Source organism: Microbulbifer maximicatervae (SeqCode), assembly GCF_052467695.1.
This window is the reverse complement of record NZ_CP174320.1, coordinates 3,862,014-3,874,525: the sequence shown is the minus strand read 5'-3', so window position 1 is coordinate 3,874,525 and position 12,512 is coordinate 3,862,014. Positions and strand designations below refer to the sequence as shown.

9 protein-coding genes and 2 tRNA genes are annotated in these 12,512 nt (G+C 47.1%); 5 read left to right on the top strand and 6 right to left on the bottom strand.

From position 1 onward, the window contains the following. Positions 1–89: 89 nt before the first annotated feature. From ACJJI8_RS17035 to ACJJI8_RS17025, 3 genes are all read left to right on the top strand, one after another. Positions 90–163 (top strand) — tRNA-Cys (locus ACJJI8_RS17035). 90 nt (positions 164–253) lie between these two features. Then, positions 254–340: transfer RNA gene (locus tag ACJJI8_RS17030), tRNA-Leu, on the top strand. 1,311 nt (positions 341–1,651) lie between these two features. Then, on the top strand, positions 1,652–1,825 hold the full coding sequence (locus tag ACJJI8_RS17025; protein ID WP_444905354.1) for a 6-carboxytetrahydropterin synthase: 174 nt from the start codon (positions 1,652–1,654) through the stop codon (positions 1,823–1,825). A gap of 1,140 nt (positions 1,826–2,965) precedes the next feature. Here the strand turns inward: ACJJI8_RS17025 and ACJJI8_RS17020 are convergent. After that, complete coding sequence (locus ACJJI8_RS17020; RefSeq protein WP_444932648.1) at positions 2,966–4,093, bottom strand: ISAs1 family transposase; 1,128 nt, start codon at positions 4,091–4,093, stop codon at positions 2,966–2,968. Between the two features lie 431 nt (positions 4,094–4,524). On the opposite strand from ACJJI8_RS17020, the gene ACJJI8_RS17015 reads away from it, so the two are divergent. Further along, entirely contained in the window at positions 4,525–5,016 is a 492-nt protein-coding gene (locus tag ACJJI8_RS17015) for a RidA family protein (RefSeq protein WP_444933121.1), read from the top strand. A gap of 160 nt (positions 5,017–5,176) precedes the next feature. On the opposite strand, the gene ACJJI8_RS17010 is transcribed toward ACJJI8_RS17015, so the two are convergent. After that, on the bottom strand, positions 5,177–5,872 hold the full coding sequence (locus tag ACJJI8_RS17010; protein ID WP_444933120.1) for a YopT-type cysteine protease domain-containing protein: 696 nt from the start codon (positions 5,870–5,872) through the stop codon (positions 5,177–5,179). A gap of 386 nt (positions 5,873–6,258) precedes the next feature. Further along, positions 6,259–7,425: a dipeptidase gene (locus tag ACJJI8_RS17005; RefSeq protein ID WP_444933119.1), complete on the bottom strand. Its 1,167-nt coding sequence runs from the start codon at positions 7,423–7,425 to the stop codon at positions 6,259–6,261. Between the two features lie 79 nt (positions 7,426–7,504). Between ACJJI8_RS17005 and ACJJI8_RS17000 the strand changes: the two genes are divergently transcribed. Continuing rightward, positions 7,505–8,113, top strand: a complete 609-nt coding sequence (locus tag ACJJI8_RS17000; RefSeq protein ID WP_444917057.1) for an LEA/WHy family protein — start codon at positions 7,505–7,507, stop codon at positions 8,111–8,113. Between the two features lie 30 nt (positions 8,114–8,143). Here the strand turns inward: ACJJI8_RS17000 and ACJJI8_RS16995 are convergent, their stop codons facing one another. The 3 genes from ACJJI8_RS16995 to uvrC form a co-directional block, all read right to left on the bottom strand. Continuing rightward, positions 8,144–9,853, bottom strand: a complete 1,710-nt coding sequence (locus tag ACJJI8_RS16995; RefSeq protein WP_444933118.1) for a sulfatase-like hydrolase/transferase — start codon at positions 9,851–9,853, stop codon at positions 8,144–8,146. Between the two features lie 158 nt (positions 9,854–10,011). Next, on the bottom strand, positions 10,012–10,575 hold the full coding sequence (pgsA, locus tag ACJJI8_RS16990) for a CDP-diacylglycerol--glycerol-3-phosphate 3-phosphatidyltransferase (protein WP_444897179.1): 564 nt from the start codon (positions 10,573–10,575) through the stop codon (positions 10,012–10,014). A 101-nt stretch (positions 10,576–10,676) separates the two neighbouring features. Then, positions 10,677–12,491 carry an excinuclease ABC subunit UvrC gene (gene uvrC, locus ACJJI8_RS16985; RefSeq protein ID WP_444933117.1) on the bottom strand — a complete coding sequence of 605 codons (1,815 nt, stop codon included), beginning with the start codon at positions 12,489–12,491 and terminating at the stop codon, positions 10,677–10,679. Positions 12,492–12,512 lie beyond the last annotated feature (21 nt).

Here is a 12,512-nt window from a genome sequence, read left to right as displayed (position 1 = left end):
ACGCACGTAAGTATAAGAAAACGCTAGGATTTTTCAGATTTATCAGATAGAATTCGCAGCGTTCTTTTCCGCCAAAGGCGGATAAAAAAGGCTAGGTGGCAGAGTGGTCATGCAGCGGACTGCAACTCCGTGTACGCCGGTTCGATTCCGACCCTAGCCTCCATTTTCCTCTTCATTGCAGTATCCTGTTGAATGCAATGAAAGTGAGAATGAAGGGCAGCTATTAAACATCGCCCTCTCTCGCAAAGGATCTGCCCGGGTGGTGGAATTGGTAGACACAGGAGACTTAAAATCTCCCGGCTTCACGGCCGTGCCGGTTCAAGTCCGGCCCCGGGCACCAATCAGATCTTTGAAATCAATAAGCAACTCCCCACTTCGTGCAAATCTGGCGCGCCCCATTTTTATAGTTAAATTTCTTCCACTGATACACTAGTAGTTACCGTCCCGCTTGCGCCACCAATCAAGCTACACCGAGCTTTGTCGCTAGATAGCTTGAGATCCATCGACCCTCAAGTTTCATTTATAGAGCTACTGAGCCACTAAGCATCAGCACCACCTGGTTGATTATTTCGCGAACATGCAAGACGAAAGAGTGCATGGCTGAAATAGGCTTTAATGGGCGCGAGGTCTGCAATCTGGTAGTCACCGGAGGAGTCGCACTCTATGGCAATTAGGCCGGCTACTTTTTATCTATCTTCGTTACAGCACCCCTAACTATCAGGATACCCACTTGGCAACCAATGGCTTAGCCTTTGAGCTTCTCATGCCTTGGCACTCAGAGGTGGCACCCCAGCATTTTAAATAAAATACTTATCTACGATACAGTGAGAATCTGCATATAGCCAGAACTCCATGGCCTCACCTTTAGTCACCGTCGCAGCTGAAGAGGCTAACCCCACATTATCGGAAACCTCTAGGGCAACTAAAAATGTTTTAAAATGGAATTCATTTATAACGAGAGCAGCAGCCTCGAGCTTCCCAGCACCATCCTTGATAGTCTGAAAAATAGCAATTTACTTAGTCAACATTGGCTGACTTGCAAGTAAATCGGCGTGGACCCTCACCTATTTCTTCAATAATTCGTGCGTAGTGTTCTTTCATACCATTTCCGCAACATCTTCCAGTCATGTATGTATTAAAGCTACCGCCCACCCTGCTCACTCACAGCCTGGCAACAAGAACCACATAACTCCTGATAAAACCGCCTATACTTAAGGATAGACTCTTTCAAAAAAACTAAAATATAACTGGAATTTACACTGCTTTGGAGAACAACAAATTAACTAAACTTATAAATAATCCGCTATCTGGACAAACAAAAGTACATCCCTTAATCATGTTTACCCTCAGACCCCAAATCGATTAAACAATTTGAAAACAGACCTTTGCCAACTGCATAAACCACACCTAATAAAACTTAATTTTTCATCAGGAAAATTTGAGCAGAGTAATTTTTCACTCGAATTCGGACAAAAAATACAAGAAGAATGAAAAATCACCAGAATCGAAATAATATAAGCATTACAATAAATAATAGATCGCATTTATTCTCAGCAATTTAAAACTCGATTTACGATATAGAATACAATTAACAAGTACACCTTACTTTTTTGATATTTTTTATGGCCAGCTTTATATTAGGAATAGCTATATGGCATATCAAATCACAAAAACATTTAAGTTAGACATGGGCCATCGAACATGGAATCAGGACATGCGCAAAGGGCGCGGCAAAGAGTTCTACTCTGATGACATGCCGTATCCTTATAACAAATGCGCAAATCTACATGGCCACTCATTGTTAGTTTCAGTGACCTTAATCTAGTGAAACAGTAGATCGCCAGAACTTTGTCATGGATACAGACCTATTTAAGGCACCTTTTCAAAAGATTATTGATCAAATTGATCATTCATTTATTGTTGATAAAAATGACCCACTATACCCAGACATAAAAAAATTGTGGAGAAAGACAATTTAAGATTATATGTTGTCGACTTTTCCCCTAGCTTTGAGGCTTTGGCCAAATACTTTTATGGGTGTATGAAGGATATTATTGGTAAAACTGAACACGAGGGAGAAATTGAAGTGCTCGAGGTAACAGTTACTGGTGAGCATATGACGGTAAAAGCAAGATACGGTATTAGTTAAAATCTTTGGAATCTCATGGCGCCCCTACTATTTCTACAGACACAGAAATACCAGTCACTGCAATGATACTTTAACCCACCCCTTTAAAGGGGCCGACAAATACACCAAAGATACAAATCAATATCCGAATCAATCCTACCATTTCGGGAGCTCCAGTATCCGAGCCAATTTTTCCGGAAGGGAGAATTTGAGGCAATACATCTCCCCTATCACCATAACTTTAGTTCCAACCTTTATTGGACAACCAGAGGTTCTTACCGGCACCTCCGTGCCTGCACACCCAAAAGCACAGAAAAAAGAATCAAGCCTACCGCCTCAATGGCCAATGTATGCCATACGCTCATTTAACTACCCTAAACTAGAGATGAAATAAACCGACCAAGGAAGAAAAAAAACCGGCTTGGGGGCCGGTTCAAGAAAGGATGGTTGCTGCATGAAAACCAAAGCAGCTGTAAATATATTACCCCTCATACTAGAGAGCTGTCAATGCGTACAGCTGTATTAATATACAGCCTTAGGTGACATTTACGCCAATTTGAGAATCAAGCTTTGAAGTATTTAGTTTCGAGCGTTTCCGTTCTTTTGATGGTTGCTTAAAGAAGGACATACCACTTCCCTAATTGAGTACTCAAGTATAGCCAAAATCCTGGCAAATCTATATTTCTACAATAAAATGTGTGTGTTGGTTTCAATTAAAAGAGATCGGTCCACTCAATACAACGCTTAAGCTCGATTGGCTTAGGGAGTGAATAGCGCACTCGAATAGCAGTGCTATCGAGTCGGTCACTCCAGCAGGGCTGTCCCATATAAATCAGTCTAAATGGTGGCTGTAATTATCTTGTCCAAGGTTTCATTATCCCAGCCAGCCTTTTTCCGAAGCCTTTTAATGCTCATGTCTTTTTTAAAGCTGGGCTTTGCCGCTTGCAACTGATTGAGTGCCGAATGCCTCAAGATCGCCATGTTTTCTGGTGCATTTCCTGATCTGAAGCGACTATCATCCTCACGAAAAACCACATCTAAAATCCAGTGTAACGAGTTTTCAACACCCCAGTGAGAGCGAATAATATGATTAAGTTCTGCTGAGCACGGCTCTAAACTACTGATATAGTAGCGCGTTTCGCAACTAGTTCGCCCATCTACAGTTCGCTTCGCCTGGACTGCGATAACACTTCTTAGACCGTGCCATTGCTCTTTACCTCCGAGCCAATCAATACTGTTAGTAGAGAGACATTTTCTGGATTCTATTCGGCCTCGGCTCACCTCTTCCACACAATCAGTATCGACATCCTTGTGGTACTGCATATCGAACAAATTATTAAAATGCGTGGTAATTTGCTGGTGCAGTTTGTCCTGATTGCCCTTCACAGCAATCACATAATCGCCGCCTCGTTCGATAATTTTCTGGGTGATCGTTTTCTGGCAGCCCATGGCGTCAAGCGTAATAATCGCACCATTAAGATCAAGAACCTCCAGTAACTTCGGTATGGCCGTAATCTCATTCGACTTTTCTTCTACTTTTTGCTGAGCAAGGACAAGTCGCGCCTCGGACGCAAAAGCACTCACCATATGTATAGGAGATCGCTTGCTGGCCTGATCGAAGCTGCGCCTTAGCGCCTTGCCATCGATCGCAATTACGTTACCGAGTTCTTGCTGAATACCTTGGACCCACTGCAGAAAGCAGCGCTTAAATTGTTCGGGGTCTAAGCTTGAAATAACACGGCTAAAAGTGTTTTTTGAGGGTATTCCGCTATTTAGCGGGGTGAATCGTTTTAGGTAATCTATTTTAGATTCTGCGAAATCGACAAAATCTCTACAGCTTTCAGCACCACAAATAACACCGCAAAACATGATAAGTAAAATATCGGGCAGGGCGTGCAGCTTGTGCCGATCAACTCGAGGATCTTCCATGTCGTCAAAGTGATGTAAAAGGCTTACGCTATCCATTTTGTCTGAAAAACACTCTATTTATCAAAAAAGATAGCTATTCTAGGTCTATTTTGTTCGTTTTTACACCGATTTATATGGGACAGCCCTGGTCACTCCAGAGCACCATTGTTCAATAATCCAGCAATGTTGAAAGTGGCTCTCAGGCAAGCAATAGGATTGAGCTGCTCATAATACGAGAAAACTCTCGCATTCATCACCGTCGCCAATGCATACAAATTAGATACAAACTGCAGGTATAATCACCGACCAATATACCCTTTAGCACCTTAATTCAATTAGCTCGCTCCAGCAGGTTATACTCAACTAAAGCGAAGGTGGTTACTCATAAGCTCCAATACACACTTGCTCCAGAAACCCATCTAAGTTTTTTGAGGTAATCACCAAGAACAAAAAGTGATCGACCGCAAGATACACCGGCCCCAGCTTTTATGAAAAACTTACAAAAAAAGATTCCAATGAGTATAAAGACATCACCTATAAATGCATTAATTTCTGCACTTTTCACTATTACGCTTTCCAGCTTCAGCCATGCAAAGGACGCTGAACAGGTTGAATTTCTGAACCCAACAGGATCAGTCTCAAAGCTACCGTTTTCAGAGGCTGTAAAAGTTGGCAACCAGCTATTTCTTTCTGGCCAAATAGGGCTTTCACCGAAGACTAAGCGGTTAGTTCAAGGGGGATTCTCTGCGGAGATCAAACAGACTCTAGACAACATAAAGCAAACCCTGGAGCGCTACGACTACGAAATGAAAGATGTTGTTAAATGCACGGTCATTTTAACAGATATCAAGAATTTCCCTGAATTCAACAACATCTACCAGAAAGCTTTTGCCTCCCCCTACCCTGCAAGGACTACTTTTGCAGTGGAGTCCCTAGCGCTGGACGCCCAAATTGAAATTGAGTGCATCGCTGCCAAGTAGTCAATATTAAAACTGGCAGTGCCAGACTAATCCCCCTAATTGACTCATCAGGACTTTTACTGCGGTCTCAATTCTCTAGTATACGCTTGCACTTAAACTCAACGCACAGGGTCGCCTAAGCGACCCTGTGATACCTAGACAATAAAACAACCCTACTAACTTATCTAAAAGTTGAAATCATCCAGCTTCCGCCAGCAGTGCCCATCGCCAGGTATATCAAAGCCAACTGATGTAATTCGGCCTTAAAGCGGTTGTATCCGTTAAATACAAAGGAACCAAAATTGGGGTCAAAAAGTCTCCAGGTATTACCATTCTGTACTTGAATTGCAATTGCATGGCCGCTGTTGGGGCCCAGGAATCCTATCAATGCAAAGCCTTGATTAAGGCGGGCCATCCCCTGCCGTATCCATCGCAAAAATGTGGAAAAAGGCTCAAATGGATTCAACTGATGCCCACGGGCGATACAGTGCTCGGTATACCCATCTGCCCGACAAATCGTCCTTAACCCTGACGATATACCCATCACATTTCCCTGGATCTGCTGCTGCGCGGAAATTGCCCTTTGCATTGTATAGATAGGCTGCCCAAAGGTGGTGGTCGACCCGCCAACAGCCCTTAAAAACATACCTGGAGTTGCTCTGTTGAGGGCGTTTCCAATTCCCGTATTATGGTAACGCTGTTGCAGTCCTGCCTGGAGGTGCATATTTATATGACCGCCGGGTTGCAAGCCGAGTCTCACCCACATGTAGGATAATGCGTAACAAACTCCGCGCCTTACATCATTGTGGACACCGGGTTGAATGTAATTTGCTTGATCCAATAGAAATTCTGTTTCTGTTAGTTTCGGATTGAACATGGAGGTCTCCCTATTCTTTAGAGATAGTGGACTTTTGCCTATCCGCAGTATCGCGGCCCATGTTCTATTTTTCTCACCTACAGTTTTAGCTCTATCAATTTTCTTTCAGCTTTTTTAGCTTTAAGTCATTTTAAAATGTAAACCGGAATTTGATTACACTTAATTTCAATTGGCTTTTCAGGACGTTAAGGTCAAAATTTGATAGAAATTTCCAGTTTAAATTGCGTTTGGATATGTGCAGAAAGTAAATTTATTTTTAATCATATACGAGTATAAGTATTGCGCTGGTAATAACAAACTCATCAGAACAGTGAGCTATCAAATGCCAGCGCTAATATATCTGTTGAGAAGGCTGAGGAATCTAAATTCAACCTTCCTATATGATATTAACTGGGAAGTTGAGTAAGGAAGAAATCTCTCAGGTTCTCACCCATTACTTTACGGATCTCTTCTTCAGTAAACCCTTGCCGAAGCATTTCTGCGGTAAGCACGCCCAGTTCACTTACGTCAAATGCAACCTTTACACTACCGTCATAGTCCGACCCCAATGCGACATGATCCACACCCAGTGTATCAATGGCATAACGAATGGATTTAACAATGCTCTTGGGGCTTGTATCGCAGACAGCACCAGGCCAGAAACCGATTCCAACTAAGCCTCCTTTACCCGCTATCTCCTTCATTAGCTCGTCACTGATATTCCGGCGTGAGTTGCACGCCCCTTGAAGCCCGGTATGGGAAACAATCACTGGGCGCTCGGCAATATCCAAAACTTCGCGGACGACCTGCTCGGAGGAGTGGGCGACGTCAATCACAATAGAGCGCCTTTCCATCTCCTGCACTGCTTTCCGGCCAAATGCGCTCAAACCCTGCCCGCTTTCTCCATGCAGGGAGCCACCCAGCTCATTGTCGAAAAAGTGTTGCAACCCCATCACTCGGAAGCCAGCATCGTATAGGCGACCGATGTTTTCGATCTTCCCTTCCAAAGGATGGGCACCTTCAGTGCCAAGGAGTGCGGCCAAAACCTCTCCACCCTGCTTCCTTGCTACAAGCACCTCTTGTAAATCTGCCGCACTTTTGACGATACGTATTTGGTCAGGCGCAGATTGCTGTAGCGCATTAACACGCTCTGCATGATAGAGCGCCCGCTCATACAGGCTGCCCCACGCCTTTACTGGCCACGCCTGAGCAATGGCCAATAAGGTTATGTTATCGCCAGCTTTGCTGGAGTTCTTCTGATAGTTCTGCCCCCGGGGAGACTTGGTAACTGATGTGAAGACCTGGATACCCAGGTTACCTTCTCGCGCCCGGGGGAGATCCAGATGACCATAGTCGGCTCGCTTCCTCAAATCCCTGGCCCACAGGAAACTATCTGCGTGGAGATCACCTACCAATAGACTTTGGTGTAGCGCTTTAGCCTCAGATGACAGCGCTGCAATTTTGCCCGGCTCTACTTTGTTCATCGACTTTTCAATAGCCGGAAGCAAAAGCCATTTCCAGCTGGCGAACAATATCACCACCATTGTTGTCAGAAGAATGAACCACTTGCTCATCTATTGTCTCCGTTAGTAGAAATCCACGGGGAAGTTTGCACAGAGGCAACAACCTTCTTCGATCCATCAGGATCGCAGAATGAAGCAATTCGAGCGGTTGCTCAATAAGCAAGCAAGAGAAATAAAACTGTGGTGGTCGTGGAATAAGCGCTGGGACACCAACCTCGCACTTATCAGAAGAGAGAAAAATGAAGGACAAGCAGTGATCAAACTTTTACAACTGAACTTACTCGTATTATTCGCTCTATTCATGGGTGGTTGCGCCGCTTTATCGCCCAATTTTCAGCAGCCCGAGGTTGAGATTATTGGGCTGGAGCCGCTTCCTCCTGCCGTCGGCAGCGATCTGCGCTTCAGAATCCATTTGCGCATTTTCAACCCCAACAACCAAGAGCTACCCCTCTCCGGGATCTACTACAAGCTCAGTCTTGCCGGCCACAAAGTGATGACAGGAACCTCAAACAACTTATTGCCCATTGCCCCCTATGGCCAGGATGACATCGCGGTAGACGCAACTGCGAGCTGGATGGGGTCTCTATTCGCCGCCGCTGAATTAGCGAATAGTGGGCAGCAATCGGTACCCTATGAACTTCAGGCAAAGATTGGCCTGAGCAGGTCCATTGTGCCTTCCATTACAGTGCAGCGAAGTGGCGAAGTTCGACTAAATCAGAATCTGGGCCTCTACCACTAGTCCAAGCCTACTCACTTTGGATATAGCGTTTTAATCTCCCCAGTCGCCGACCTTGTCGGCACCGGGGATTTGATACTCGAGATAGTCTTCAACAGTGAATGGCATCTCACTGATGACTGCGCGCACGCGCTCACCAATAGCCTGTGTCTCAGGGCGCGCATTGGCCAGCCCGGTATAGGGTATGCCTTTGCCGCTGGCTACGTCTGGATATTTACGTTTGAATAAACGGTGGCGAGCCACCATATGATTGAACTGGCCCTGGGTGTAAATTAACGGCACCAACTGCGGGGACTCCTCCCGGGGGTCCATATATAAATCGTAATAAGCCTCCGGCATCCCCGACCCTGCCACCTCCCCCGCTCCCAGCCAATGCCTCTTATATCGCCCCTTTACTGTTGCCCCCAATTCCTTACCCGTATAAATGAATACATAATCCCGGCGACCATGAGTATCGCCGTTTAGGAACAGAGCGGTCTGGTCGAGGCCGTCAACGACGCGATCCGTGGGAATAGCATCAGTTGCTCCACCCAAGCGAGCGAAAGTCGTATACAGGTCAGTGATATGAATAATATCCCCTGCCGTTTGTCCCGCTTCGATAGTTCCTGGCCACCAGGCAAAAGCAGGTACGCGAACACCGCCCTCAGTAAAATCCCCTTTGCCCCCCCGATACAACATGGGCAGCATTCCCCACCCCGCCGGCGGACTGTGGACCATAGGGCCGTTATCCGCCATTGCAACGAGCAAGGTATTTTCAGCAAGTCCTAAGCTCTTTAACTCTTGCATCAGCACCCCGACAAAGTTATCCATCGCCGGGAAAGCATCGGCAACCATCAACCCGGCCACCGAGCGCTTGGGGTTATACATCGCCATGAAATTAAGGAGATTGGGCCAGTAGGCAACGAAAAACGGTTTCTTCTGTTCCGCACTGCGGCGAATAAACGCCAGCGTTCTCTGTTCTGCCTCTGGATCAAACTTAGCGAAGCACTCGTTGGATGTTCCGCACCACTCTCGCCCGGGTTGTCCCTTTTTCCCTTCAATATTCATTACCCAGCCAGCGGGAATCAGACCAGGGCTGTCCAACTGATAGGGATCAGGTGGATAGATTTCGGGGAACATGCCCAGCACCGCATTTGCTACATTTGCCTGGGGGTTAAACAGAGAGGTAATCTGATTCATCGGAGTGAACAACGCCTCATCAAACCCCTGATTGTGCAAATAACTCTCCTCGATATCTCCAAGGTGCCCCTTGCCAAAAAAGCCTGTCGTATAACCCGCTTGCGAAAGTACCTCGGCAATAGTGACTTCTTCTGCGCGTAGACCGGAAAACTCATGGGGCATACCCACTTCACCCATGCCATAGCGCACCGGTAGCCGTCCGGTGAGCGCAGCGGCGCGGGTTGGTGTGCATGAGGGCTCAGAGTACATGCGGGTAAAATTGATACCCTCTGAAGCCATCTGGTTTAGATTTGGCGTTGAGTAGCCAAAGTTCTTTTGTAACGCAGGAAAGCCAACAGCTCCAAATGCAGTGTCATCCCACAGCAGAAATACGATATTCGGTGGCTGTCCATATTTCTGCCGCAACTGCTGTAAGCGTTGCTCAAGCTCCGCATCCTCTTGATCCCAACGTTCGCCGTTTTGCATCTTGAGAATATAAAACTCGGCATCGTGTACAACTTGCCCCTCGACATTGAGAGTGATGCAAAGCAGCCAGATCATAATCAGGTGGCTTTGGACGGACATGAGCTTCCTATAGATCGCAGAAAAGTATCTAACAATTTAGAGGAACGCAGGGATTTGGAAGAGGAAGAGCGAGTTTAAGCGGGGTAAAGAGCGCCTCGTTTTCCAGCAAATGCCAGAATCGAGGCGCCAATTTCGTGAGAGAAGTATTTCCCCTCTATCTACTTATCCTGGCTGTCGGCCATAAGGGCCGGCCATGCAGCGCGCAAGTACATCACCATTGTCCACAAGGTGAGGCCGGCAGCGATATAGAGCAGCAGATATCCAATAGTTTCCATCACCGGAAACTCTCTAACATCGAAGGCAAGCAGTACAAGAATTGCTGCCATCTGTGCGGTGGTTTTGATTTTGCCTACGTAGGAAACGGCAACACTGCCGCGCTGCCCCAGCTCAGCCATCCACTCCCTTAACCCAGAGACCGCGATCTCCCGACAGATGATCACCGCCGCAGCAATCGCAAACAGCGGATTGTCATGCAATCCCACCAGCAAGACCAATGCAGTAGCCACCATTAGCTTATCGGCAACCGGGTCCAGAAAGGCACCTAGGGCAGTACTCTGATTTAATTTTCTGGCGAGATAGCCATCAAGCCAATCGGTAATTGCGGCAACTGCAAAAATTGCAGCAGAAGCAATGTAACTCCACTTGTACGGCAAATAGAAAACCAAAACAAAAAATGGGATCAAAGCAACACGTAACAGCGTCAGTTGATTGGCGATTGTCATACTTTTCTCTATTCTTGCGGAGGGCGTACGTTATCAAGCCATCGCGCAAAATGAAACGCTTTGGAAAAAACTGGTCATTTAATCGCCAGCTCAATCCTGTTCTACTCGTGGTGTAGTGCCGAGTATATATCCTGAGCCAATTTCCGGCTGATACCATCCACGCTGGCAATCTCCGTTACTGTTGCGCGCTTTAGCTCCTGCAAACCTCCGAAATGTCGCAGTAGCGCCCTGCGGCGAGTGGGCCCTACTCCAGCGATACCTTCCAATGGAGACTCCCTGCGTTTTTTATCCCGTTTTGCCCGGTGGCCAGCGATAGCAAAGCGGTGCGCTTCGTCTCGCACTTGTTGAATTAAGTGAAGCGCTGATGAGTCGGCGGAGAGTACAAGCTCTTTGTTACTGGAAACCACATGTAATGTTTCAAAGCCCGCTTTTCGTGTAGTTCCTTTGGCAACACCAATAATTTGCACTCCGACAATGCCCAGCTCATTCAAAGCTTCAACCGCTTGTGTAACCTGGCCCTTGCCCCCGTCGATCAACAGGATATTCGGGAATTTGCCCTCGCCACCGGAAAGGCGCGTATAGCGCCGCTTTAGCGCCTGCCCCATTGCCGCATAATCATCGCCCGCCTGGATACCCTCAATATTGAATCGGCGATAATCCGACTTCACCGGGCCTCCGGTATCAAATACAACACAGGACGCAACCGTGGCCTCACCGGAAGAATGGCTGATGTCAAAGCACTCAAGCCTCTCCGGGAGCTGCTCCAGCTCTAATACTTCCTGTAGCTTCTCGAAACGGTTGTAGAGTTTTTGCTGGGCTGCAGTTCGACTAGTCAAATTCTGTTGTGCTGCCTGTTGCGCCATCTCAACCCAAGTGGCCCGCTTGCCACGCAACTTATGGGTGATACCAACATCGCGACCACACTGCTCGCTAAGAGCCTGTTGAAGTGGTTCGAGATCCTGTAAGGCCTCTGACACTAAAATCTCACGGGGGATCTCTCGGGGACTGCCCAGGTAAAATTGCGGGACAAATGCGGAAAGTAGCTCTGGCGGTGTGAGTCCCAGGCGCTCACTGGGAAAATAACTGCGACTCCCCAGAATTCGCCCCTGCCTGACAAACAGAACGTGTACGCAACAGTTGCCGCCCTCACTGGCTATCCCCAGCACATCCACATCGCCACTTGCACCCTCAGCTACCTGATCCGCTTGTAGACGACGCAGCGCGGAAATTTGGTCCCGCAGTCTCGCGGCTTTTTCAAATTCCAGCGCCCGGGATGCCTCATCCATTTGATCGGCCAACTCTTGGATAATGCTGTCACTTTTACCCGTGAGAAACATCTCTGCGTGGCGAACATCCTGGCGATAGTCCTCGGGAGAAATAAAATCGACACAGGGAGCGGTGCAGCGCTCTATCTGATATTGAAGGCAGGGCCTTGAACGGTTACGAAAAACACTGTCTTCACAAGAGCGGATTCGAAAAGTTTTTTGCAAAAAGTTCAGGCTGTCGCGAACCGACGATGCATTTGGAAAAGGTCCGAAGTATCGGCCTTTCTTGCGCTTGGCACCACGGTGGAATGCAATACGGGGAAAAGTGTCATTGCTGGAAAGAAAGATATAAGGGTACCCTTTATCATCCTTCAGCATCACATTGTATGGGGGCCGCTGGGACTTGATCAGGCTTTGTTCAAGCACCAGGGCTTCGGTTTCACTGCGCGTAACGGTGACTTCGATGTTTCCAATACGCTGCACCAGCGCCATGGTTTTTGTCGTTAGTCCGGAGCTGCGAAAGTAGCTCGACAACCGATTGCGAAGGTTCTTGGCTTTCCCTACGTAGAGGATTTTATTTTCGGCGTCGAACATCTGGTAGACGCCGGGTTTGCGAGTTACTGTCGCGAGGAAACGCTTGCTGTCGAACATCTGGCAACCGGCCTCAATATT

What these genes read in the sequence shown, in the direction of transcription:
- ACJJI8_RS17025 (WP_444905354.1), top strand. Translation starts at nt 1,652, where the DNA reads ATGGCATATCAAATCACAAAAACATTTAAGTTAGACATGGGCCATCGA.
- ACJJI8_RS17020 (WP_444932648.1), bottom strand. Translation starts at nt 4,093, where the DNA reads ATGGATAGCGTAAGCCTTTTACATCACTTTGACGACATGGAAGATCCT.
- ACJJI8_RS17015 (WP_444933121.1), top strand. Translation starts at nt 4,525, where the DNA reads ATGAAAAACTTACAAAAAAAGATTCCAATGAGTATAAAGACATCACCT.
- ACJJI8_RS17010 (WP_444933120.1), bottom strand. Translation starts at nt 5,872, where the DNA reads ATGTTCAATCCGAAACTAACAGAAACAGAATTTCTATTGGATCAAGCA.
- ACJJI8_RS17005 (WP_444933119.1), bottom strand. Translation starts at nt 7,425, where the DNA reads ATGAGCAAGTGGTTCATTCTTCTGACAACAATGGTGGTGATATTGTTC.
- ACJJI8_RS17000 (WP_444917057.1), top strand. Translation starts at nt 7,505, where the DNA reads ATGAAGCAATTCGAGCGGTTGCTCAATAAGCAAGCAAGAGAAATAAAA.
- ACJJI8_RS16995 (WP_444933118.1), bottom strand. Translation starts at nt 9,853, where the DNA reads ATGTCCGTCCAAAGCCACCTGATTATGATCTGGCTGCTTTGCATCACT.
- pgsA (WP_444897179.1), bottom strand. Translation starts at nt 10,575, where the DNA reads ATGACAATCGCCAATCAACTGACGCTGTTACGTGTTGCTTTGATCCCA.
- uvrC (WP_444933117.1), bottom strand. Translation starts at nt 12,491, where the DNA reads ATGTTCGACAGCAAGCGTTTCCTCGCGACAGTAACTCGCAAACCCGGC.